Raw genomic sequence first — 22,657 nt, 5'->3', positions numbered from 1 at the left:
GGACACCCGAAACAGCCGGCACCGCACTCGTGCCGAACAAACACAGCCCGTCCGGCGCTTGAGGACGCGGCGCCGCAGGCCGGCCGGGCTTCGGTCAGATTCCGTAGTGCCACGTGGTCAGCATGTACGCGCCGTACCACATCCCGAACAGGCACGCGCCGCCCAGCACCAGCACGGCCGTGCGGGTCCGCGCCCTCGCCAGCACCGTCGCCAGTGGGACGAAGAACAGCAGCGTGGGGATCATCAGCCGCAACTTCGAGTGGTAGTAGTTGCTCTGACACAGCGTCATCACCAGGATCGACAGCCCGTACACCGCCAACGGCGGCCAGATGCGCCGGTTCAGCGCGACCAGCGAGCCGACCACCGCCGCGATGATCAGCACCGCCGTGCTGACCGCTATCCACTGGTCGCCGTTGCGCAGCGTGTCGGTGAGGAAGTGCCGGACCGCGTCCCCGTTGTCCCACTTGGTGCCCCACCCGGCGTCCTGGATGGTGAACCACGCGTCGATCTCGCCCAGCCGCTCGCCCACCCACAACAGGTAGAGCGGCATCCCCATGCACGCGATCGCACACGCGGCGATCGGCGCGGACATCAGCCGCCGATGCCGCCACATCTCCATCAGCGCCGCCACCCCGAGCGCGGCGATCGCCGCGATGCCCGCCGGTCGGGTCACGCTCGTCAGACACGCGAGCAGGCCCGCGGTCAACCAGGCCTTGCGATGCGCGGCCAACAGCGTGCCCACCGCGAGCGCCAGGAAGAGCGTCTCGCTGTAGGCCATCGAGAACACCACGGACATCGGCTGCGCGCCGCCCACCAGGACGACCATCACCAACGCCGCGCGCCGGTCGTACAGGCGCGTCATGAACACGTACAGCACGCACATCGCGGCGGCGGTGGCCAGGTGCCCGGCGATCAGGCCGGCCGTCTCGTAGTCGGTGCCGGTCAGGTAGTGCACGATCCGGACCAGGCCCGGATACAGCGGGAAGAACGCGAGCGTGTTCCCGGTGAGGTCGCCCTCGGGGGTGTACGTGAAGCTGTCCGGGTAGCCGTGCGCGGCGACGTCCACGTACCAGTGCGCGTCCCACTGCAACAGCCGATCGCGCAGGCTCGGTCCGCCCGGCGGGATCATCCACGAGAGCACGAGCAGTTGCGCCAGCGCGGTGGCGGCGTAGACGGCCAGCGGGCGCCACAGGAGGCGAAGGCCGCGCTCCACGAACGACAGGGCTCCCGACACGCGCTCGTCGGATGCGCCCCGGCCCGGTCCGGACGGGGGCGCGCCCGGTATCCGGGGTTCGTCGATGACGGTCAACACGTACTCCTCGTTGGGTTCGTCTATTGAACGCTGGGGGCAACTGGGACGGTTGACGCCCTTCGTGCCGTTTCTGTGTGGCCTATGTCACGCGCTCGACTTCTGACGCTCTGTCAACTCCGGGCGTGAAGTTCTACTGTGCTGCTTCGTAGTTCCGTTCGGAGGAGTCGCATGCCCGTCGCACCGCAGATCCAGCCGATCCTCGACGCTGTCGCCGCCGCGCCGCCCCTTCCGGCCGACCTGCCCCTGGCGGAGCGTCGTGCCGCGTCGAACAAAGGTCTCGAGACGACCATCCTCGCGTCCGTCGAGCCCACGCCGAAAGATGTGACGACGCGGGAAGTGAGCATCACCGTCAAGGAGCCCGAGCCGGGGAAGATCACCGCCCGCGTGTACACGCCGGCCGGACCCGCGCCGAAGGGCGGTCGTCCAGGCTACGTGTACCTCCACGGCGGCGCGTGGTGGCTGGGCTCGGTCGACGCGTCCGACAGCCACTGCGCGCACATCGCCGCGGAGAGCGGCGCGGTGGTGGTCTCGGTCGAGTATCGCCTTGCCCCCGAGTTCAAGTTCCCCTGGCCCCTGGAGGACGCGTACGCCGCGTGGATCTGGGTCCAGGAGCGCGCGTTCCAGTTGGGCGTCAACGCGGACAAGGTCGCCATCGGCGGCACGAGCGCGGGGGCCAACCTGGCCGCCGCCTGCGCCCTGATGTTGCGCGACCGCCGCCAGCCGACCCCGGTGGCCCAGGTGCTGGACTGCCCGATCCTGGACCTGACCCTGGCGCAGCCGTCGGTGACGGAGAACGGCGAGGGGTACCTGCTCACCCGCGCCGGCCTGGAGTTCGCGATCGCGCAGTACCTGTCCAGCCCGCGCAGCGAGGCCACCGACCCGCTGGCCTCACCACTGCACGCCGAGGACCTGGCGGGGCTGCCCACCGCGCTGGTGCTCACCGCCGAGTACGACCCGCTGCGGGACGAGGGCGAGGCCTACGCGAAGCGCCTGGCGGAGGCCGGTGTCGCGGTCGAGAGCAAGCGCTGGGACGGTTTCGTGCACGGGGCCGGCGAGCTGACCGCGCTGCTTCCCGAGGCGCGCGAGTATCGCTCGACGATGGCGGAGTTCCTCGAGCGCACCCTGGGTTGATCCGGGCTCGGGGCCGCCTCACCCGCCCCCGCCCCGAACATGCGGCGGCCGTCCCGTCGGGCTTGCGCTCGACGGGACGGCCACAGGTCCACGGCCTTCGGGCGACAGCAGAAACATCCGGCGCGCGGACATTCCAAGTGTGGCGTGCATGATCGAATCCGGCCACCCCTCGACCGGACTTTGATCATGTCTGGTACCGATTCCGCTCACAGCGCAGCGTGTATCGGACAGTGGCGCGGCTACTCGTGCCCGACCGTGGCCCCCTCGGCGTCCAGCGCCTCACGCACGGTGTCGTGCACGGCGACCATCAGCGTGAAGCCGGTCAGCCGCAACACCCGCTCGACCGCGCGCGTGGGCGCGATCAGCCGCAGCGAACCGCCCGCCTCCCGCACCCGTCGCTCCGCGCGGACCAGGATGCGCAGTCCGAAGGAGTCGATGAAGGCGACCGACGACAGGTCCAGGAGCAGACGGGTCGGCTCGGCCGACACCTGTCGACCCAACGCGTCGTCCAGGATCGGGCCGCTGTCCATGTCGATCTCACCGTGCACGGTCACCAACGTATGACCGGCTCCGACGGCCGACACCTGCACCAGGAGGGGACCACTCTCGTCATTCACGGGCGCATCCCTACCCCTCGTCTCCACAAGCACACCTCACCCATCGATGCGATCGCGCACCCCCGCGACCGGGCCCCCGACGAGACTCAGCACTCGATGATGTTCACCGCGAGACCACCCCGGGCGGTCTCCTTGTACTTGGTCTTCATGTCGGCGCCGGTCTCCTTCATGGTCTTGATGACCTTGTCCAGCGACACGTGGTGCCGGCCGTCACCGCGCAGCGCCATGCGGGCCGCGGTGACCGCCTTGACCCCGGCCATGCCGTTGCGCTCGATGCACGGGATCTGGACCAGGCCGCCGACCGGGTCGCAGGTCAGCCCGAGGTTGTGTTCCATCCCGATCTCGGCGGCGTTCTCCACCTGCTCGGGAGTGCCGCCCAGCACCTCGGCCAGACCGCCGGCGGCCATCGCGCAGGCCGAGCCGACCTCGCCCTGGCAGCCGACCTCGGCGCCGGAGATCGAGGCGTTCTCCTTGAACAACATGCCGATCGCTCCCGCGGCGAGCAGGAAGCGCACCACACCGTCGTCGTCGGCGCCGGGGACGGTCTCCACGTAGTGGTGCAGCACGGCCGGAATGATCCCGGCGGCGCCGTTGGTGGGTGCGGTGACCACCCGCCCGCCCGCCGCGTTCTCCTCGTTGACCGCCATCGCCCACAGGGTGACCCACTCCATCGCGTGCGTGGGCCGGTCCCCCTCGGCGCGCAGCGTGCGGGCGGTACGGGCGGCGCGACGGCGCACCTTGAGACCGCCCGGCAGGATGCCCTCGGTGGCCAGGCCGCGCTCGACGCACCCGCGCATCACCTGCCAGATCTCGAGCAGTTCGGCCCGGATCTCCGCCTCGGTGCGCCAGGCCTTCTCGTTCTCCAGCATCAGCGCGGACACCGACAACCCGGTCTCGCGGGTCAGCCGCAACAACTCGTCGCCGGTGCGGAAGGGGTGGCGCAGCACGGTGTCGTCGGGCTTGACCCGGTCCGCGCCCACCGCGTCCTCGTCCACCACGAAGCCGCCGCCGACGGAGTAGTAGGTCTTGCTCAGCAGCTCGGTGCCGTCGGCGTCCCGGGCCCACGCGGTCATCCCGTTGGCGTGGTACGGCAGCGCCTTGCGCCGGTGCAGCACCAGGTCGCGGTCGCCGTCGAAGGCGATGTCGTGCACGCCGTGCAGCCGCAACATCCCCGACTCGCGGATCCGGGCCAGCTCCGGCTCGACCTCCTCCGGATCGACCGTGCGCGGCGAGTAACCCTCCAGGCCGAGCAGCACCGCGCGCGGGGTGCCGTGTCCGTGCCCGGTCGCGCCCAGGGAGCCGTACAGCTCGACCCGGACCGAGGCGACCCGGTCGAGGACACCCTCGCTCTTCAGCCGCTGCGCGAACATCCGCGCGGCGCGCATCGGACCCACCGTGTGGGAGCTCGACGGGCCGATCCCGATCGAGAACATGTCGAACACACTGATCGCCAAGGCGGATGGCCCTTCAAGCGGACGGCTGGAGCGCAACGGTGCCGACGGACACGCTTGTGACGCCCCGACGGCTGGGACAACGCTCCCAGGCTAGGTCACCGGCCGACCTGGCGGGGGTCGGGATCAGGCCGGCCCGTCCCAGGCGTGCCACGGGGTCTCGGCCGGGTCGTCGTTCTCGTCGGCCTCGGCCTCGTGATCGAGCGCCTCGCGGACGACGCGGACGGCCAGCCCCTCGCCGTATCCCTTGCGCGCGAGCATGCCCGCCAACCTGCGGATTCGCTTGTCCCGGTCCAGGCCACGCGTGCCCGGCAACCGGCGGGCGACCAGGGCCCGGGCGGTCTCCAACTCCTGCTCGGGTTCCAGTTGTGCGACCGCCTCGTCGACCACGACCGCGTCCACCCCGCGCCGGCGAAGTTCCTGGGCGAGGGCCCGTCGGGCCAGCCCCTTGCCCGTGTGCCTGGTGCTCACCCACGCGTCGGCGAAGGCCGTGTCGTCGATCAGACCGACGTCGGCGAAGCGGCCCAGTACGTATTCCGCGACCTCGTCGGGCACCTCCCGGCGGCGCAGCGCGTCGGCCAGTTGGGCCCGGGTGCGCGCCCGCCCGGTCAGCAGCCGCAGACAGATCGCCCGCGCCGTCGCCTCCGGATCGGCGAGCGGTTCCGGAGCCGCGTCGACGTCCTCGTCGGCCGGCCGCTCCGAGTCCTCGGTGTCACGACGGGCCCGGCCCCGAGTCCCGGCCCGCCTGTCGCGTTTCGCCCGACCACTCCCGGTCCCACGACCGCGAGCGTGTCGGTCCGTGCCCGTGACGTCGGCCCCCGAGCCGTCGTCGATCGGATCCTGTTCGCCCGCCTCGTGCTCTTGCGGGTCACGGCGCGCCGCGCGGGTCCGGCGGGTGCCGGCTCCCGGAGCACCGCGTCGCCCGCCGCCACCACCACCGTGTGCGCCACCGGCCCCGGTGTCGGCGCCCGAGGGAGCGGCGGCCTCGATGGCGGCCATCGCGGCTCGCAGTTCGGCGGCATCGACGGGTGGCCGGGCGGCTGGGGAGACGGATCCGTCGGCGGACCCGTCTCCCCACGTGTTCGACCACTCGCCGGCAGGGCGAACCACGGACTCAGCCCTCCTCGGGTTCCGCCTCCGCCGGTGCGTCGACCCGCGGGCCCACTCCCAGCTTCTCCTTGATCTTCTTCTCGATCTCGTCGGAGAGGTCGGGGTTGTCACGGAGGAACTTGCGCGCGTTCTCCTTGCCCTGACCGAGCTGGTCGCCCTCGTACGTGTACCAGGCGCCGGACTTGCGCACGAAGCCGTGCTCCACGCCCATGTCGATCAGGCCGCCCTCGCGGCTGATCCCGATGCCGTAGAGGATGTCGAACTCGGCCTGCTTGAACGGCGACGCGAGCTTGTTCTTGACGACCTTGACCCGGGTGCGGTTGCCGACCGCCTCGGTGCCGTCCTTGAGGGTCTCGATCCGCCGGATGTCGAGGCGGACGGAGGCGTAGAACTTCAGCGCCCGGCCACCGGTCGTGGTCTCCGGCGAACCGAACATCACGCCGATCTTCTCGCGCAGCTGGTTGATGAACAGCGCGGTGGTGTTCGTCTGGTTGAGCGCACCGGTGATCTTGCGCAGCGCCTGGCTCATCAGTCGGGCCTGGAGACCCACGTGCGAGTCGCCCATCTCGCCCTCGATCTCGGCGCGCGGCACGAGCGCTGCCACCGAGTCGATCACGATGATGTCGACCGCGCCGGAGCGGGTCAGCATGTCGACGATCTCCAGCGCCTGCTCGCCGGTGTCCGGCTGGGAGACCAGGAGGGCGTCGGTGTCGACGCCGAGCTTCTTGGCGTATTCCGGGTCGAGCGCGTGCTCCGCGTCGACGATGGCCGCGATGCCGCCGGCCCGCTGGACGCTCGCGATGGCGTGCAGCGCGAGGCTCGTCTTGCCGGAGCCTTCCGGGCCGTAGACCTCGATGACCCGGCCGCGCGGGAGCCCGCCGATGCCCAGCGCCACGTCGAGCGAGATCGAGCCGGTGGGAATGACCTCGATCGGTGCGCGCACCTCGTCGCCGAGGCGCATCACCGAGCCCTTCCCGAACTGCCGTTCAATTTGGGCGAGGGCGTTTTCGAGCGCCTTCTCGCGATCCTGTCCAGCCATGGATGCCGCCTTGCCGGTCTGTGGTGTTCGCTTCACACCTTGAACGCTAACCCGTCGCACCGACACGGAGGCACGACCGGCGCACGCCTGTGGACAACGTCGGATCGAAGCGTAGCCCGAACCTTTGTTCGAATTGATGCCGACACGCCATCCGGCACCGGCATCCACCCTTACGGGGGACGGCCGGCGGGTGGCGGGAGCGGGGTCGGGCAGCGGGGGTCGGGCAGCGGGGATCAGGCCCGCGCGGCGAGGTCGCGCGCACGGCGCACCCGCTGCCGGCGCAGGTAGTAGAACGCGATGTTGCCGTCGAGCGCAGCGAGGAGCACGAACGGCAGGCCGAGCCAGCTCCCGTTGACGAAGGCCACCACGGCGGCGGCGAGCGCCAGCACACACACGATCACGGCGAGGACGACGATGCGGGGCATGGCGGGGGCTCCAGAGGGGTGCGGACGGACCTCGGTCGCGGCGCTTTCCGGCGCGACGCGGCTCCATTGTCGCCCCCGACGACCGCCCGACCGGCACCCACCCGGCACCCACACCCGGCACCCTCGGCGCCCACTCGGCAATCGGAAGTTGAATCCGCAACAAGCCCGCGCTACATTGTTAAACGTTCAACAACATGCTTCGCGCCCTACCCGGCACCCTCTCTCCATCCACGGAGGAACCATGTCTCGCATCCTTGCCATCTCCGGTTCGCTGCGCGCCGAGTCGTTCAACACGGCACTGCTGAACGCCCTCCAGCCGTACGCGCCCGAGGGCATGCAGATCGAGGTGTTCAAGGGTCTCGACGAACTGCCGCACTTCAACCAGGACCTGGAGCCGAACCCGCCCGCCACCGTGGTGCGCCTGCGCGAGGCGATCGCCGAGGCCGACGGCCTGATCATCACCACCCCCGAGTACAACCGCAGCCTGCCGGGCGTGCTCAAGAACGCGCTGGACTGGGCCTCGCGTCCGTACGCCCAGGGCGTGCTGACCGGCAAGTCGATCGTCGCGATCTCCGCCTCGCCCGGCCCCCAGGGCGGCATCCGAGCGCTGATCCAGCTCAAGGCGCTGCTGCGGGACCTGGGCAACTTCGTCGTCTCCGGCCCGGAGATCGCGGTGCCCGAGGTGCACACCCGGCTCGGCGTCGAGGCCGACGTACAGCACGTGCTGACCGACCCGGTCACCGCCGGCATGGTCACCCACGTGCTCGGCGGCCTGCGGGACGCGATCGACAACGGCGCCGGCGAGCTGGTCACCCGCCCGCTCCAGACCTGGAACGCCGCCCAGGTCTGATCCCCGGGCGACCCCGGGCGATCTCCCGGCACCCTCGGCTCCGGCCCGAAAAGCACGAACGGCGTGCGGCCCCCACATCCTCGGATGCGCGGGGCCGCACGCCGTCGTGCGTCGGACGGGCACGTGCGGGCGCGGCCGGGCCGGCTCACACGTCGGTGACGCGCAGTCCGGCGTGTGCCTTGTAGCGGCGGTTGGTCGAGATCAGGTTGGCGGTCAGCCCCTCGACCTGCCGCGCGTTGCGCAGCCGGCCGGCGTACACCCCGCGCATGCCGGGGATCCGCGACGCGAGCGCCTGCACCGCGTCGGTGGCCTCGCGCTTGTCGCCGAGCACCATGATGTCGGTGTCGAGCGACTCCACGTTCGGGTCGAGCAGCAACACCGCGGACACGTGGTGGAAGGCGGCGGTGACGGTCGAGTCGGGGAGCACGGCGGCGGCCTGCTGGGCGGCGCTGCCCTCCTCGACGTCGAGCACGAACGCGCCCTGCTTGTCGAAGCCCATCGGGTTCACGCAGTCGACCACGATCTTGCCCGCCAGCTCGCCCGTGAGGGAGAGCAGCAGATCGCGGTGGCCCTCCCAGGGCACGGCGATGATCACGATGTCGCTCTCGGCCGCGCAGGTGGCGTTGTCGGCGCCGCGCACGCCGGCACCGAGTTCGGCTGCGGCGGACGCCGCACGGTCGGCGCTGCGCGAGCCGATGATCACTTTTTGGCCGGCGACGGCCAGGCGGTACGCGAGGCCGCGGCCCTGCTCACCGGTGCCGCCGAGGACGCCGACCACCAGATCGTCGATGTTCGGCAGGTCACGCGGGTCACGCTTGGGGGACGAGGGGGTTGTCATGGGCGCGATCCTGCCGGCCGAAACCGAAGAGAACACGGGGTCCGCGCCCGGATGCAGTCGACGTCACAGTGGTTTTCGGCTGCGGAGGTCGATTCACCCGTAAATAGCCCTTATATATGACAACCGGGACGAACCATGTTTCCGTGGAGGAGAAAACTTTCTCTTCTCTCCCAAGGAGATGTCGTGCCGGCCAAATTCATCGTCACCAAGGGACGCTCCGGCAAGTTCGGATTCGTGCTGACCGCCGCCAACGGTTCGACGGTCATCAAGTCCGCGTCCTATGAAACGAAGCGCGAGGCGCTCACCGCACTTCGCTACATTCAGCGCAACGGCGACACCGAAACGGTCGACGACCGTACGGTCGACGCCCCGGCGGCGCCCGCGGCGATGCGCAAGCGCCCGGTGTCCAAACCCGTCGCCTCGCGTCCCCGAAAGGCGGTATCCGGTACCCGAAAGGCGGTATCGAGTCCCCGAAAGGCCGCGTCCCAGCGAAAGGCCGTATCCAAGACGGCCGGCTCGCGCCCCCGAAAGGCCGTATCCAAGACGGCCACGTCGCGTCCGCGTAAGGCCGTGACCCGGACGACCGCCTCGCGCAAGCGCAGCACGGCTCGCTCGCGCGCCTGATTTTCGCCGGCCCACCCCTCCCTCGATCGCGGTATCCGAACCTCGGCCGTGACCCATTGCTCCGTATGGAGTCATAGCGTGCGAGCAGAGGAAGAAGATCGAGCAGCCCCGGGACCCCGGTCCCGGGCGGAGGAGGTGGGCGCGTGCATTCCGGAACGACCCTGGCGGCGTGGTCGGAGGGAATCGGCGCGAGTCAGGGGTGGACCCAGTTCTCCGAGTTGATGCTCTCCTTCGTGCTCTCCAGCGTCATCGGCGTCGAGCGCGAGGTGCGGCAGAAGAGCGCGGGGCTGCGCACCCACGCGCTGGTCGGGGTCGGCACCACGCTGTTCATGGAGATCTCCAAGTACGGCTTCGCCGACGTGTTGCCCGCGGGCCACGTCGGCTGGGACCCCTCCCGGATCGCCGCGCAGGTGGTCTCCGGCATCGGCTTCATCGGCGGCGGCCTGATCTTCGTCCGCCGCGACACCGTGCGCGGCCTCACCACGGCCGCGGTGGTCTGGCTCACCTGCGCGATCGGCATGGCCTGCGGCGCGGGCCTGCCGTATCTGGCGATCGGGGTCACCACGCTGCACTTCGTGGTCGTCTACGGCTATCCGCCGATCATCCGCCGGATCGGCGGCCCCCGGGACCGGGCGGCCGAGATCCGGATCTCCTACCTGCCCGGACACGGCGTGTTGTCCGCGGTCCTGATGGCCTGTACCGGCGCCGGATTCACCGTGGTGGACGTCTCCGTGCACAACCGCGAGCGCGAGCCCGTCGAGGATGTCGGCGAGGCGCCGGCGACGGAACCGAGAGCGGCGGCGGTGGTGTTGCTCCTGGAGGGGCCGGGCGAACCCGGCGAGCTGGTGTCGGGCCTGTCCGAACTGCCCGGGGTGCTCACCGTCGGCGGCGGGCGGGTCCCCGAACCCGCCGAGTGACCCGCCCGCCGCGCCGTACGCCAGGTCAGCGGCGCCCGGGGTCGTTCCAGTGCGGATCGTTCTCCCACGCCTGATTGCGGGTCTTGGCGGTCTCCAACGCGTTCGCCGCCTCGGCGCGGGTCGCGTACGGGCCGAGCCGGTCGCGGGCCGGACAGTCGGGTCCCTCCTCGACCTTGCCGTGTTTGATGCAGTAGTACCACTCGCCGGCGCGACCCTCGGGCCTGCGCCACAGTCTGAACCTCACGGCCGTCCTCCACCCACTCGATGCCGTCGCCGACCGGATCACCCGCCGGCTCGGTCGCGGCGCCGGCTACACTCGCTGGTTATGGCGATTCTCGTACCCGGTAAGCCGACCCCCATCCGCTCCGTACCCGCCGACATCCCGCGGCCGGAGTATGTCGGCAAGCCCGCCCCCACCCCGTACACCGGGCCCGAGGTGCAGGACGCCGAGACCATCGAGCGCATGCGGATCGCCGGGCGGATCGCGGCGGGCGCCATGGAGGCCGCCGCCGCGCACATCGCGCCCGGGGTGAGCACCGACGCGCTGGACAAGGTCGCCCACGAGTACGTGCTCGACCACCACGCCTACCCGTCCTGCCTGGGCTACCGGGGCTTCCCGAAGACCATCTGCACCTCGATCAACGAGGTGATCTGCCACGGCATCCCCGACACCACCCGGCTCGAGGACGGCGACATCGTCAACATCGACGTCACCGTGTTCATCGGTGGCGTGCACGGCGACACCGACGCGACCTACCTCGTGGGCGACGTGGACGAGGAGTCGCGGCTGCTCGTCGAGCGCACCCGCGAGGCGCTGAACCGGGGCATCAAGGCGGTCAAGCCGGGTCGGCAGATCAATGTGATCGGCCGGGTCATCGAGTCCTACGCGAAGCGCTTCGGCTATGGCGTGGTGCGCGACTTCACCGGCCACGGCATCAACAGCTCGTTCCACTCCGGCCTGATCATCCCGCACTACGACGACGAGCGGGCGACCACCGTGATGGAGCCCGGGATGACCTTCACCATCGAGCCGATGTTGACGCTGGGCACCCACGACTACGACATGTGGGACGACGGCTGGACCGTGGTCACCAAGGACCGCAAGCGCACCGCCCAGTTCGAGCACACGCTGGTCGTCACCGACACCGGGGCCGAGATCCTCACCCTGGCATAGGGCTTGTCTCGACGCACCCGCCGGGCGGGCGCGGTGTGTTGCGGGGTGCGGGCAGTATGGTTTCGCGAGATCTCCTCCTGCCCGCTCCCCCGGAAGAGTTGCCGACTACCGATGCGCATATCCCGCATGCCGGCCGCGGTCGCCGCCCTGCTCGCGATCGCGCTCGCCGCGACCGGCTGTGTCACCGTCAGCGGCGCGAGCACGCCCGTCGCGGCGCTGGACAAGCACGAGGCCGCCAAGGTGCTGCACGAGTACGAGGTGCAGAACAACCAGGCGTACGCGAACCGCGATCTCCCGCTCAACGCGCGGGCCGAAACGGGCTCGCTCGGCGTGCTCGACCAGGCCGGCCTGCGCATCCTCGCCTTCACCGACCCGAACGGCAATCTGGGCCGGGCGCCGATCCTGCACGAGCGGCCGGAGTTCCTGATCCCCAAGGTGATCGGCTGGCCCAAGTGGTTCGCCGTGCAGAACACGCCGAACTTCAACAACGCCAAGCCGCAGTTCCTGGTCTTCCTCCGGGCGGGCCCGGACGCGGTGTGGCAGGCGGCGTGGGGGCCGACGCTGCAGAGCGAACTGCCCAAGCTGAAGCGGGATTCGTCCGGCTACCTGGAGCAGGTCTCTGCCGGCGCTACCGGACTTGCCGCCTCGCCCGGCGAACTGGCTCCCGTACTCAGCGAGTTCCTCAAGGACGGCAAGACCCGCGCCGAGTTGTTCGGGCCCGACCCGTACACCGCGCAGTTGCGCAAGCAGCGGGACGAGCCGATCGGTGACGGCTACGTCCGGCAGGCCGTGGACAGCCCGGCGGCGCAGTTCCCGCCGCTGGCGGTGCGTACCGCGGACGGCGGCGCGCTGGTGTTGTTCGCGCTCCAGCACAGCATCAAGCTCACCGTGCAGCCCCCGCGCCGACTCGGCGACGTGGACCCCTCGACGCTGGCGTTTTTGACCGGCAAGCCGAGCCGGTCGGTCACCGAGCACCGGCTCTCGGAGTATGTCGCGGTGGTTCCGAAGGCCGGTGGCAAAGTGCAGCTGGTCGGCTGGGTGTACGGCCTGGTCGGCGCCGAGGGCGAGTGAGCGGTCGGCGGGACGGTCGCCGACCCGACGGCCGTTGTGGCGCCCTAGGACCAGTGTCCGTCGGCCGCCGCGGCGCCCACGGTGTCGCACGCGTCGGTGAGGACGTCGAGCACCCGCAGCGGGTCGGGCAGCGCGAGTTCGGGGCCGCGGATCCAGCGCACCGACTGCCCCGAGGGGTGTTGCGAGGACGGCACCAGGACGTAGCTGCCGCGGCAGTGCCAGCGCAGCCCCGGGTGGGCGTCCAGAGTCTCGGGGTGGCAGTCCAACTCGCAGGGCCACCACTCGTCCTCGTCGGCGGGGGTGCCTCGGGTCGCGGTGAAGAACAGCGTGCGGTCGGGGCCGCAAGAGGCCACCGGGCCGATCTCGATGCCCTGCTCGGCGAACACCGCGAGGGCGATCTCGCCGGCCCGTGCGGGCACGTCGAGCACGTCGTGGCCGGTGCCGGTCGCGGTCACGAAGTTGGCGTCGGGATACAGCTCCAGCCAGCGCGCCACCTGTACGGGGTCGGTGGACGCCTGGGTCTGCCAGGCGAAGGAGACCGGGTGCATGCCCGGCGACGGACAGCCGACCCGGTCGCAGGAACAGCCGAAACCCACCGGGTGCGCCGCCGGACAGACGGGCCAGCCGCGCTCCACCACGTCCATGAGCAGTCCGGCCCGCCGGTCGCGAACGATGTCCGGATCCTCACGCGGTCGACGGCGCAGCCATCCGGCCATTCTGCCCATTCGCTCCATGGAACCCCTTCTTCCGCGTGCGTTTCGTGCGCGCCCCACACGGCGCCTCTGCGTATACAACGCGGAAGACCCGTCTGGGCAATCCCCATCATCGCGGGTCGCCCGTGTCCATCTGCCGACCGGGTTCGGAGATGACCGGACCGGTGTGAAATGGCGCGGAATGGCACGGGTAAGACGCCGCGAGCCTGCGAGAAATGTACATCGCGGATCGCTTGTGTTCGGTGCGGCGCTCACAACGACGACCGCCCCGTTCCCGGAAAACCGGGAACGGGGCGGTTGCGCCGGCCACCGACCAAGGAGGCGGGCCGGGGCGGCGAGTCAGCCGGCGTTGACGCAGGTGTTGCCGAACGTCGGGTTGAGCACGCCGATCAGGATGTCGACCGTGTTGCCGCAGACGTTGACCGGCACGTGAATGGGGGCCTCGATGTTGTTGCCCGAGACGACACCGGGCGAGTTGACCGCCGCGCCGTCCGCGTCGGCGCTCGCGTTGGCGATTCCGGCGCCCATGGCCGCGATGCCACCGGCCATGGCCGCGACGGCGGCGATCTTCTTCATGTTCGTCACTGCGTTCGTTCCTCCACGTAGCGTGCCGACCAGGTTCGGCATGCTGGTCAACGACGTGATCGTGAAGGGGAAACGCCCGGCCCGCGAGATTCACTCGTTCACCTCGCGGGCCGGGATCGTCCGGCGCCGAGCCGGTTTTCAGGCCGGCGTTCGGGCGGTGGGGCGGGTCAGGAGACCTTGCCCGACTGGTCCGGGCAGAACGCCGCGATGGCGCCGCCGACGAGCATGCCCTTTTCGGACACGCCGCTGACCGCGGTCACCTTCATCGCGGTGTCGAGCAGGGTCTTGCCCGACTTGAGGTCGGAGCAGGCCTGCTTGCCCTGCGAGATCAGCTCGGCGTCCGCCGTCGACTTCGTGCCCGGGATCAGGCGGTGCATCGTGGTGAGGAAGTTGTCCTCGCCCAGCCCGCGCGTACCGGGGCCGGGGCCGGTGGTCGCGTCGTCGTCGGAGGTGGGATCGGGCGCGACGGTGCGCTTGGTCGCCTTGCCCGTCGGGGTCGGCGAACCCGACTTCGGGGCGCCTGTGGTGGTCGCCGACGACGTGGAGGAGGCCGTCGACTTCTTGTCGTCGTCGCCGCCGGACAACCCCACGGCGACGAGCACGCCGACGATCGCGAGCACGGCGACCACCGAGACGCCGATCCACAGCCCCTTGCGGCTCTGGTTCGGTGGGGGCGGGTAGCCGCCGCCCTGCGGGTAGGCGCCGGGGTATTGCGGTTGTCCGTACGGGCCCGGTTGCCCCTGCGGGTACTGGGGCTGCTGGTACTGACCGGGGTACTGGCCCTGGCCCTGGCTCTGACCCGGATAGGGCGGTTGCCCGTACTGGGGCTGGCCGTACGGCTGGTTCGGGTCCTGGCCGGGCGGCGGCGGGTAACTCACTCATCCCCCATGGATGTCGGGTCGTCCACTCCGTCTGACGTGACGCGCGGATCGTCCGAAGGTAGGACGAAATGCTTTGTTTTCCGTCTGCGGAGGAAGCGTCAGGATCATGAAGCTCCCCGGTTTTGTCAAGATGGGATCGACGGCGATCGCGATCGCCCTCTTGCCACTTGCCGTGGGGTGCACCGGACACGATGCCAGGAAGGTTGTCGCGCAGGGCACCCGGGAGGCCGGGGATCGGATCGGCGGGGCCGCCGACGCGGTGACCCGCTCGGCCGCGGAGCGTTTCGCCGTCGAGCAGTCGAAGCGGGCCGGCGTCGACGTCGCGGGCGAACTCGACTGCTTCGACACCCGGGGCTCGGGAAGTTCGTCGGCACGCCGGCCGGGCGGGAGGTGTTGCGGCGGCGGGGGTGAGGGGTCAGACCGCCGCGACCACGACGTCCAGGGCCCAGGGGGTGCCCGCCTGCTTCGGCTCGGCGGTCTCCACGGTCCAGCCCAGTTCCCGTAGCGCGTCGGCGAGTTCGGCCGGGTTGCGCGGTTCGGCGCCGGAGACCAGCAGGTCGCGGGTGATCCGGCCCTTGGTCGCCTTGTTGAAGTGGCTGACCACCGAGCGCTTGGCCACCCCGTCCACGATCCGCTCGTGCAGCACCCGCACGGTCGCGGTGCGTTCGGCCACGGCACCGACCGGCTTCCAGGCCGCGGCGTACGCCGCCGACCGCAGGTCCAAAACGAGGTCGTCGCCCGCCAGCCTGGGCAACACCGGCGCCGTCACCGCGCGCCACTGGCCGGCGAGCGCGCCGATCCCGGGCAGCCGTACCCCCATCGAGCAGCGGTAGGGCGGCACCCGGTCGGTCGGGCGCAGCGCCCCCCACAGTCCGGAGAAGACCAGGATCGACCCGGCCGCGCGCGCCGCCGCCGCGCCGGTGAGCGAGGACAGGTCCAGCGCGTCGTAGAGCACTCCGGTATACAGCCCGGCCACCGGCAGCGTCGCCGCCTCGCGCAGGTCGAGGTTGCGCAGCACCTCGCCGCGCAGCTTCGGGCCGAGGCCGAGCACCTCCAGCGCCTTGCGCTCGTCGCCCTCGCACAGGGTGATCAGCGAGTCGAGCACCTGCCGCCGCACGGAGTTCAGTTCCGGCATCGAAAGACCGGCGAGATCGAGCGCGGGGCCCGCCCCCGCGGCGGCCTTGCCCTCGGAGGGCGGCAACAACACGAGCACGGGCGCAACTCCAAGCGACGCGGACGGCAGGGCGGCCGACCGGGTTTGCGGACGGCGGGCGACGATCAAGTTTATGGGGACGACCCGGACGGAAGGCGCCGCCGGCGCTCCGGGCGCGCGGGCGAAAAGCCGGGAAAGTCCTTCTCGGCGCAGCGGATCTTTCCTAAGCTCGACTCGTGCCTCGTCGTCATCTCCACATCAGGTCCGCCGACGGTGATCTCCTGCGGGCGGGTTTCGCCCGCCTGCGCACCGATCTGGCGCTGCCGGGCGCGTTCGTCCCGGAGGTGCTGGCGGAGGCCGACGCGGCGGTGCGGCGCGGGCCCACGCCGACTCGGCGGCGGGATCTGACCGGGCTGCCGTTCCTGACCATCGATCCGGCCGAGTCGATGGACCTGGACCAGGCGATGCACCTGGCCCGTCGGGACGGCGGCTATCGGGTGCACTACGCGATCGCCGACGTCGCGGCGTGGGTCGTCCCGGGCGGCGCGCTGGACGCGGAGACCATGCGCCGGGTGGAGACGCTGTACCTGCCCGACGAGCGCATCCCGCTGCATCCGCCGGCCCTGTCCGAGGCGGCGGCGAGCCTGCTGCCGGGTCGTGACCGGCCGGCCCTGGTGTGGGTGCTCGACCTGGACGGGGCCGGCGACCTGGTCGGCACCGACGTCTTTCGCGCGCTGGTGCGCAGCCGCGCCCGGTACGACTATCCGGGGGTGCAGCGGGCGGTCGAGAGCGGGTCGGCGGCGGAGCCGTTGGCGCTGCTCGCCGAGATCGGCCGGTTGCGCGAGGGGCTGGAGATCGAGCGCGGCGGGGTGAGCCTGCCGATCCCGGAGCAGGAGATCGTCGAGCACGGCGACTCGTGGCGACTGGAGTACCGCGCGCCACTCCCCGCCGAGGGCTGGAACGCGCAGATCTCGCTGCTCACCGGGATCGCCGCCGCCGACCTGATGACCCGCGCGGGCATCGGCGTCCTGCGCACCCTGCCGCAACCGGCGCCCGAGGCGCTCGACCGGGTCCGCCGGGTCGGGCGCGCGCTCGACGTGGCGTGGCCCGAGGGCGCCACCTACGGCGCGGTGATCCGCTCGCTCGATCCCGACAACCCCCGGCACGCCGCGTTCCTGGAGGAGGCCACCGGGCTGCTGCGCGGAGCCGGCTACACCGCGTTCGACGCGGGCGCGCCCGAGCAGGCCGGACACGCGGCGGTCGCCGACGAGTACGCGCACGTGACCGCGCCGCTGCGGCGCCTGGTCGACCGGTACGCGGGCGAGATCTGCGTCTCGCTGGTCGCGGGCGTCGAGGTGCCCGAGTGGGTGGGCGCGCGGCTGCACGAGTTGCCCAAGGCGATGGAGACCGGCGATCGCCGGGCCCACGAGGTCGAGCGCGAGGCGGTCTCCCTGGTCGAGGCGGTGGTGCTGGCGGACCACGTCGGCGACGTGTTCGACGCGGTGGTGGTGGATCTCAACGAGCGCGGCGACGGCGGCACGGTACAACTCGCCGAGCCGGCCGTCCGGGCCCGCTTCGACGGGCCGGGCCTGGGGCTCGGCGAGCGGGTGCGGGTGCGGCTCACCGAGGCCGACGACACCCGGCGAAGGGTTCGCTTCGCCCCGGCTAGGATGGACGACACGGCGGATGAGTCGGCCGGGCGGCCGCGTCGGGATTCCTCCTCGGAGGGTTCCGCCGAGGAACGTCCGGGCTCCACAGGGCAGGGTGGTCGGTAACACCGACCCGGGGCGACCCGCGGGACAGTGCCACAGAAAACAGACCGCCGGCGTCCTCGGACGACCGGTAAGGGTGAAACGGTGGTGTAAGAGACCACCAGCGCCCGAGGTGACTCGGGCGGCTAGGTAAACCCCACCCGGAGCAAGGTCAAGAGGGGCACCGTCAAACGTGCTCTGCGCGAACGTTCGAGGGCGGCCCGCCCGAGTTCGCGGGTAGACCGCTGGAGGCTGTCGGCAACGGCAGTCGTAGATGGATGGCCGCCTCCCCGGGCGCCGCAAGGCTCCCGGGAGACAGAACCCGGCGTAGAGGCCGACTCATCCGCCGCCTCTGCGCCCGGGAAAAGCTTCCCGCAGGGTCCCGGCCGCCTGGCGGGTGCGATTGCCGGCCGCCTGGGAAGTGCCCCGATCGACACGGGATTCGCCTGCCGCGACTGTTGTGATCGGCATTCGGGTGATGGCCGAATAGTTGGGCATTTACCGACGATTAGCATCCATTCACGTGACAGAACATCACAATGCGCGGATGTTACGCGACACGACCGACGTGCTCATCCTCGGCGCCGGGCCTGCCGGGCTGGTCCTCGCGAACATCCTGCACGGGCACGGAATCGACTGCGTCGTCCTGGAACGGGCCGCCCGGGCACACATCGAGACCCGGGCGCGGGCGGGGTTCCTGGCCGCGAACACCGTGCGGGTGCTGGAGCGCAACGGTCTGGCCGAGGGCCTGCGCAGGCGGGGCCGCGAGCACGGCGTCTGCGAGTTCCGCACCGAGGGTGAGCGCTTCCGGCTGGACTACGGCCGGCTCGGCAGCGGGGAGGCGCACACGGTCTACCCGCAACAGGATCTGGTCACCGACCTGTTGGCGCGGTATCTCGACGCGGGCGGGCGGATCCGGTTCGGGGCCGAGGCGACGGCGGTGATCGACGCGGACACCTCACGGCCGTCCGTGCGGGTGCGGGAGGCCGACGGGCGCCTCGGCGGCTGGACGGCCGGGTACGTCGCCGGCTGCGACGGCCGGCACGGGGCCGCCCGGCGGTCGATCCCGCCCGGTGCGGTCCGGCACCACCGGCGCGACCACGGCGTGTCCTGGCTGGGCGTGCTCGCCGACGCGCCGCCGAGCATGGACGCCGTCGGCTACGCGATGCACGCGCGCGGCTTCGCCGGCCACATGGCGCGCACCCCGGACACCACGCGCTACTACCTCCAGTGCAAGCCGGGCACCTCGATCGACGCCTGGCCCGACGAGCGGATCTGGGACGAGTTGGCGGTGCGGATGCGCGCGCCGGACTACGGGCCGCTGCGGACCGGTCCGATCCGGCAGCGCACCGTCGTGGACCTGGAGTCGGACGTGCTGGAACCGCTGCGGTACGGCTCGCTGTTCCTGGTCGGGGATGCGGCGAGTTTGGTGAGCCCGTCCGCCGCGAAGGGCGCGAACCTCGCGGTCCTGGAGGCGGAGATCCTGGCACACGCGCTGATCGCGGACCTCGTGCACGCCGACCCCGAGCCACTGGCCCGCTATTCGGCGCGCTGCCTGGCGTACATCTGGCGGGCGCAGGAGTTCTCGTCGTGGATGATCCGGCTGCTGCACCGCACGCCCGGGTCGGACGACGAGACGTTGTTCCGGGACGGGTTGCGCCGCGCGCGCGTCGAATCGCTGCGCACCTCACGGGCCCAACAGGACTGGTTCGCCGAGAACTACGTCGGCGTGTGACGAGATCCATCGCGACGAGGGAGTCCCTTTGATGACCGCACACCCGCCGACGAGGACGAACGGTGGTGACGACACGGCCCGCCTGAGCGCGGCGATCGACATCGTCCGACACCAGGACACCGCGACGCTGCTCGCGCTGCTGTTGCCGCGCCTGGACGGACCGGAGTTGCGGGCGCTCGTGGATCGTTGCCGCTTCGCGCACGCCGGGCTGCTCGTGTGCCCGCCGAGCATGGCGCAGTTGCGCGCGGAGTTGGCCGCGCACGGGCTGGACGCGGACGGCCCGCGGCACCCCAGCGTGGTGGTCCGCGAACGGCTCGCATTACGACACCGGCGCGACATCGCCGATCTCGACGTGGGCATCCTGCGCCCCGCCGTACGGGGTCTGGACGGCGAGTGCCGGGCGGTCGAGGTGTTCGTGCTCCCCGTGCCGCCGGGGTCGGGGTTGGCGGACATCGCCGCGCACGAGCGGGAGCGGGAACACGAGACGCACCTGGCGTTCGACGTCGAGCGGCCCGATCCGCTGGTGCTGCGCGGGCTGTGCGCGACGTTCGCCCGGCACGGGGCGCTCGCCGACGGCGGCGGGTACAACCCGCACGAGGACGGCACGGTCTTCTACTTCACCGCTCCCGCCGACTCGAAGGCCGGGTACGGCCGCCTGGAGCTGTACGCGGGCGGCGACCACCGCCAAGTGCTCGCCGCCCGCCCAGCGCGTGTCTTCAAACCCCCGCCGAGCTCCACGACGCCCGGCACCGCACCTCGCCGCCCCGGAGAAACAGGCGAATAAAACCACTATGCACCTGCTTCTCCGGCACGCCGATGCACGGCATCCGCCCTTCGGGCTCCCCGCCGCGCTCACGCCACTGCGCGACCGCCATGCCCGCGCACGCCGACCTGCTCGTCGTCGAGCGCCTGCTGCCGGCCGAGGTCGGGCTCCGGCTCGTCGACGCCTCGCCGCTGCCGTTGGGCGCGAGTGTGCTGCACGCCCGCAGGGCCGACACGTCACGTCCCTGAGGCCCGGGGGCTCGATACGACGAAAGCCCCGGCCGGGATCGGCTCGGGGCTTTCGGAAGCTTGGTCCTCCGCGTGGTCCGCCCGGATTCCACTGGCGGGCACGCTGAAGGCACTCGCCACTATGCCACACGCTCCGCACCGAGGTCAAACTTTTGTTCGATCCGGGGTCGGTCAGCGCAGGTGTGCGGTCTCGTTGAAGACGCGCAGCGACGCGTTGCCGTCGGACCACCACTGGACCGCGCTGATCGCCGCCGCCGACAGCTCCATCCGGAACATCGACTCCGCCGGTGCGCCGAGGGCGATCCGGACCAGGGTCTTGATCGGCGTCACGTGGGTGACCACGAGCACGGTGCGGCCGGCGTACCGGGCGATCGTCTTGTCCCGGGCCACCTCGACCCGGCGAGCCACCTCGGTGAAGCTCTCGCCGCCGGGCGGAGCCGCGTCGGCCGAGGTCAGCCACGCGTCCAGGGCATCCGGCGTACGCTCGCGCGCCTCGGCGAAGGTCAACCCCTCCCAGGCGCCGAAGTCGGTCTCCCGAAAGCCCGGCTCCTCGCGCACCTTCAGCCCGAGCCGCTGCGCCACCGCCTCGGCGGTCTGCCGGCAACGACCCAGCGGGGAGGACACGATCGCCTCGATGGTGCCGCGCTCGGCCAACGCCTCGGCCGCGCGGGCGGCCTGCCACCGGCCGCGCTCGGACAGGTCCGGGTCGGCGCCGGTGCCGGAGAAGCGCTTTTGCGGGGTGAGCGCGGTCTCGCCGTGGCGCAGCAGTACCAGGGTGGTCGGGCGGCCCAGGTCCGGCCCCCAGCCGGGAGCGGTCGGGCGCACCTTGGGCGCCGCGGTCGACTCGCTCGGCGCGGGTTCGGCGGCCGGCGCGGCCTCGGCCGGCCCGGCCGTCGCGAACGCGGTGGAGTTCTGCGGGGTCCAGGCCCGGCCCTTGGCCGCCGCGTCCATCGCCTCGTTGGCGAGGCGGTCGGCGTGCTTGTTCCGCTCGCGCGGGATCCACGTGTAGGTGACCTGCCCCGGTGAATAAATCCCCCGAGCCTTGGCCGCCAGGTCGCGCATGTCGGCGTGCTTGATCTTCCAGCGGCCCGACATCTGCTCGACCACGAGCTTGGAGTCGGCCCGCACCTCCACGGTCGCCGTCGGGTCGATCGTGTGCGCGGCGGTCAGCCCCGCAATCAAGCCCCGGTACTCGGCCACGTTGTTCGTGGCCACCCCGATCGCCTCGGCGATCTCGTGCAGCACCTCGCCGGTGTCCGCGTCGCGCACCAGCGCGCCGTAGGCCGCCGGGCCCGGGTTGCCCCGGGAGCCGCCGTCGGCCTCGACGACGAGCCTCACAGGCCCGACTCGGCGGTGCGGACGAGGATGCGCCGACAGTTCTCGCAGCGCACGATCGCGTCCGGCGCCGCGGCCCGGATCGCGCCCAGGTCGGTGATCCCCAACTCCAGCCGGCAGCCCTCGCAGCGGCGCTGGAACAGCGGGGCCACCGCCACGCCGTGCGACTGCTCGCGGATGCGCTCGTACAGCTTGATCAGGTCGGCCGGGATCGCGCTCGCGACCACCGTACGCTGCTTGCGGGCGGCGTCCGCCTCGGCGTCGATCTCCGCCTCGGCGGCACCGCGGCGTGCCTCGGCGGCGTCCCGGGCGGTCTGCGCCGCGTCCCGCTCGCCGACCAGCTGCCCCAGGCGGCCCTGGATCTCCTCGCGACGCTCCATGACCTCCAGGACGACCTCTTCGAGGTCGTCCTGGCGCTTGGCGAGCGAGGCCACCTCCCGCTGCAGGTTCTCCAGATCCTTGGGCGAGGTGACGTGGCCCGAGTCGAGCCGCTGCCGGTCGCGCTCGGCGCGCTTGCGGACCTGGTCGACGTCCTGCTCGGCCTTGGCCTGGTCGCGGGCCGCGTCGCTCTCCTCGGTCTCGGCGGCGACCACGAGGTCGCGCAGCCGGGCGAGCTGCGAGCCGAGGCGGTCGATCTCCTCGTTCTCCGGCAGCGTGCGCTTCTTGTGGGCGAGCAGGTCGATTCGCGAGTCCAGGGCCTGGAGGTCGAGCAGGCGAAGCTGGTCGGCGGGCGCGGCGTTCAGCGGAGGCTCCTTGGATACGGCTCGGGTGGATACGGCTCGGGTGGGCGGGAGGTTGTGTTCCCACCCGGCCACCCGGGTGCGTTCGGTGGGTGGGTTCGGGTGCTGCGGACGGCGGACGGGCCGGGCGGGCCCGATCACCCGCGTCGCGGTGCCCGGTCGCGGTGTGGCAAGTGTGGTGTGGCTGTGTAACG

The 22,657-nt window shown here is 71.5% G+C and carries 22 protein-coding genes, 1 other RNA gene and 2 pseudogenes; 11 read left to right on the top strand and 14 right to left on the bottom strand.

The window, feature by feature from the left end:
- Nucleotides 1–94: 94 nt before the first annotated feature.
- Nucleotides 95–1,312 carry a hypothetical protein gene (locus ACWGR4_RS24690; RefSeq protein WP_379995920.1) on the bottom strand — a complete coding sequence of 406 codons (1,218 nt, stop codon included), beginning with the start codon at nt 1,310–1,312 and terminating at the stop codon, nt 95–97.
- A 168-nt stretch (nt 1,313–1,480) separates the two neighbouring features.
- Here ACWGR4_RS24690 and ACWGR4_RS24685 point away from each other — a divergent pair, with 168 nt between their 5' ends.
- A complete protein-coding gene (locus ACWGR4_RS24685) occupies nt 1,481–2,443 on the top strand; it encodes an alpha/beta hydrolase (RefSeq protein WP_452132331.1) in 963 nt (320 codons plus the stop codon).
- A 239-nt stretch (nt 2,444–2,682) separates the two neighbouring features.
- Here the strand turns inward: ACWGR4_RS24685 and ACWGR4_RS24680 are convergent, their stop codons facing one another.
- From ACWGR4_RS24680 to ACWGR4_RS24660, 5 genes and pseudogenes are all read right to left on the bottom strand, one after another.
- Nucleotides 2,683–3,060, bottom strand: coding sequence for an STAS domain-containing protein (locus ACWGR4_RS24680; protein WP_379995916.1), 378 nt, complete (start codon nt 3,058–3,060; stop codon nt 2,683–2,685).
- Nucleotides 3,061–3,146: 86 nt separating this feature from the next.
- A complete protein-coding gene (locus tag ACWGR4_RS24675) occupies nt 3,147–4,514 on the bottom strand; it encodes an L-serine ammonia-lyase (RefSeq protein ID WP_379995914.1) in 1,368 nt (455 codons plus the stop codon).
- A gap of 123 nt (nt 4,515–4,637) precedes the next feature.
- A complete protein-coding gene (locus ACWGR4_RS24670) occupies nt 4,638–5,621 on the bottom strand; it encodes a regulatory protein RecX (protein WP_452132332.1) in 984 nt (327 codons plus the stop codon).
- A gap of 25 nt (nt 5,622–5,646) precedes the next feature.
- Nucleotides 5,647–6,660, bottom strand: a pseudogene (gene recA, locus ACWGR4_RS24665) (recombinase RecA); the annotation flags it as partial.
- Between the two features lie 233 nt (nt 6,661–6,893).
- Nucleotides 6,894–7,085 carry a hypothetical protein gene (locus ACWGR4_RS24660; RefSeq protein WP_078975031.1) on the bottom strand — a complete coding sequence of 64 codons (192 nt, stop codon included), beginning with the start codon at nt 7,083–7,085 and terminating at the stop codon, nt 6,894–6,896.
- Nucleotides 7,086–7,326: 241 nt separating this feature from the next.
- Between ACWGR4_RS24660 and ACWGR4_RS24655 the strand changes: the two genes are divergently transcribed.
- The gene (locus ACWGR4_RS24655; protein ID WP_379995910.1) at nt 7,327–7,935 is read left to right on the top strand and encodes an NADPH-dependent FMN reductase; all 609 of its coding nucleotides are present in this window, start codon (nt 7,327–7,329) and stop codon (nt 7,933–7,935) included.
- A gap of 145 nt (nt 7,936–8,080) precedes the next feature.
- Here ACWGR4_RS24655 and npdG read toward each other — a convergent pair whose 3' ends face one another.
- Nucleotides 8,081–8,773 carry an NADPH-dependent F420 reductase gene (gene npdG / locus ACWGR4_RS24650; protein WP_101897013.1) on the bottom strand — a complete coding sequence of 231 codons (693 nt, stop codon included), beginning with the start codon at nt 8,771–8,773 and terminating at the stop codon, nt 8,081–8,083.
- A gap of 135 nt (nt 8,774–8,908) precedes the next feature.
- On the opposite strand from npdG, the gene ACWGR4_RS24645 reads away from it, so the two are divergent.
- Entirely contained in the window at nt 8,909–9,397 is a 489-nt protein-coding gene (locus tag ACWGR4_RS24645) for a YegP family protein (protein WP_379995908.1), read from the top strand.
- Between the two features lie 143 nt (nt 9,398–9,540).
- The gene (locus tag ACWGR4_RS24640; RefSeq protein ID WP_452132333.1) at nt 9,541–10,314 is read left to right on the top strand and encodes an MgtC/SapB family protein; all 774 of its coding nucleotides are present in this window, start codon (nt 9,541–9,543) and stop codon (nt 10,312–10,314) included.
- 25 nt (nt 10,315–10,339) lie between these two features.
- Here the strand turns inward: ACWGR4_RS24640 and ACWGR4_RS24635 are convergent, their stop codons facing one another.
- Complete coding sequence (locus ACWGR4_RS24635) at nt 10,340–10,558, bottom strand: hypothetical protein (protein WP_246127151.1); 219 nt, start codon at nt 10,556–10,558, stop codon at nt 10,340–10,342.
- 81 nt (nt 10,559–10,639) lie between these two features.
- On the opposite strand from ACWGR4_RS24635, the gene map reads away from it, so the two are divergent.
- Nucleotides 10,640–11,488, top strand: a complete 849-nt coding sequence (gene map, locus ACWGR4_RS24630) for a type I methionyl aminopeptidase (RefSeq protein WP_379995904.1) — start codon at nt 10,640–10,642, stop codon at nt 11,486–11,488.
- Nucleotides 11,489–11,599: 111 nt separating this feature from the next.
- Complete coding sequence (locus tag ACWGR4_RS24625) at nt 11,600–12,559, top strand: hypothetical protein (RefSeq protein ID WP_379995902.1); 960 nt, start codon at nt 11,600–11,602, stop codon at nt 12,557–12,559.
- A gap of 44 nt (nt 12,560–12,603) precedes the next feature.
- On the opposite strand, the gene ACWGR4_RS24620 is transcribed toward ACWGR4_RS24625, so the two are convergent.
- From ACWGR4_RS24620 to yaaA, 4 genes are all read right to left on the bottom strand, one after another.
- Nucleotides 12,604–13,293: a bifunctional DNA primase/polymerase gene (locus ACWGR4_RS24620; protein WP_452132334.1), complete on the bottom strand. Its 690-nt coding sequence runs from the start codon at nt 13,291–13,293 to the stop codon at nt 12,604–12,606.
- Nucleotides 13,294–13,611: 318 nt separating this feature from the next.
- A complete protein-coding gene (locus ACWGR4_RS24615) occupies nt 13,612–13,899 on the bottom strand; it encodes a chaplin (RefSeq protein ID WP_379995898.1) in 288 nt (95 codons plus the stop codon).
- 125 nt (nt 13,900–14,024) lie between these two features.
- On the bottom strand, nt 14,025–14,735 hold the full coding sequence (locus tag ACWGR4_RS24610) for a DUF732 domain-containing protein (protein WP_452134237.1): 711 nt from the start codon (nt 14,733–14,735) through the stop codon (nt 14,025–14,027).
- Between the two features lie 418 nt (nt 14,736–15,153).
- Nucleotides 15,154–15,951 carry a peroxide stress protein YaaA gene (gene yaaA, locus ACWGR4_RS24605; protein ID WP_379995894.1) on the bottom strand — a complete coding sequence of 266 codons (798 nt, stop codon included), beginning with the start codon at nt 15,949–15,951 and terminating at the stop codon, nt 15,154–15,156.
- A 386-nt stretch (nt 15,952–16,337) separates the two neighbouring features.
- Here yaaA and ACWGR4_RS24600 point away from each other — a divergent pair.
- The 5 genes and pseudogenes from ACWGR4_RS24600 to ACWGR4_RS24580 form a co-directional block, all read left to right on the top strand.
- A pseudogene (locus tag ACWGR4_RS24600) lies at nt 16,338–17,498 on the top strand (RNB domain-containing ribonuclease); the annotation flags it as partial.
- Nucleotides 17,499–17,578: 80 nt separating this feature from the next.
- Nucleotides 17,579–17,988, top strand: an RNA gene (gene rnpB, locus ACWGR4_RS24595) — RNase P RNA component class A.
- 201 nt (nt 17,989–18,189) lie between these two features.
- Nucleotides 18,190–19,377: a 4-hydroxybenzoate 3-monooxygenase gene (locus tag ACWGR4_RS24590; RefSeq protein WP_452132817.1), complete on the top strand. Its 1,188-nt coding sequence runs from the start codon at nt 18,190–18,192 to the stop codon at nt 19,375–19,377.
- Nucleotides 19,378–19,408: 31 nt separating this feature from the next.
- Entirely contained in the window at nt 19,409–20,161 is a 753-nt protein-coding gene (locus ACWGR4_RS24585; RefSeq protein ID WP_452132818.1) for a hypothetical protein, read from the top strand.
- Between the two features lie 89 nt (nt 20,162–20,250).
- Complete coding sequence (locus ACWGR4_RS24580; RefSeq protein ID WP_379995888.1) at nt 20,251–20,388, top strand: hypothetical protein; 138 nt, start codon at nt 20,251–20,253, stop codon at nt 20,386–20,388.
- Between the two features lie 171 nt (nt 20,389–20,559).
- Here ACWGR4_RS24580 and ACWGR4_RS24575 read toward each other — a convergent pair whose 3' ends face one another.
- Together ACWGR4_RS24575 and ACWGR4_RS24570 are read right to left on the bottom strand one after the other, a co-directional pair.
- Nucleotides 20,560–21,726 carry a bifunctional RNase H/acid phosphatase gene (locus ACWGR4_RS24575; RefSeq protein WP_379995886.1) on the bottom strand — a complete coding sequence of 389 codons (1,167 nt, stop codon included), beginning with the start codon at nt 21,724–21,726 and terminating at the stop codon, nt 20,560–20,562.
- Nucleotides 21,723–22,466: a zinc ribbon domain-containing protein gene (locus ACWGR4_RS24570; protein WP_380031762.1), complete on the bottom strand. Its 744-nt coding sequence runs from the start codon at nt 22,464–22,466 to the stop codon at nt 21,723–21,725. Before ACWGR4_RS24570 ends, ACWGR4_RS24575 begins: the two co-directional genes overlap by 4 nt.
- Nucleotides 22,467–22,657 lie beyond the last annotated feature (191 nt).

This window comes from Embleya sp. NPDC055664 (genome assembly GCF_053618075.1).
Note: the sequence above shows the minus strand (reverse complement) of the source record. Positions and strands in the feature narration are given on the sequence as shown.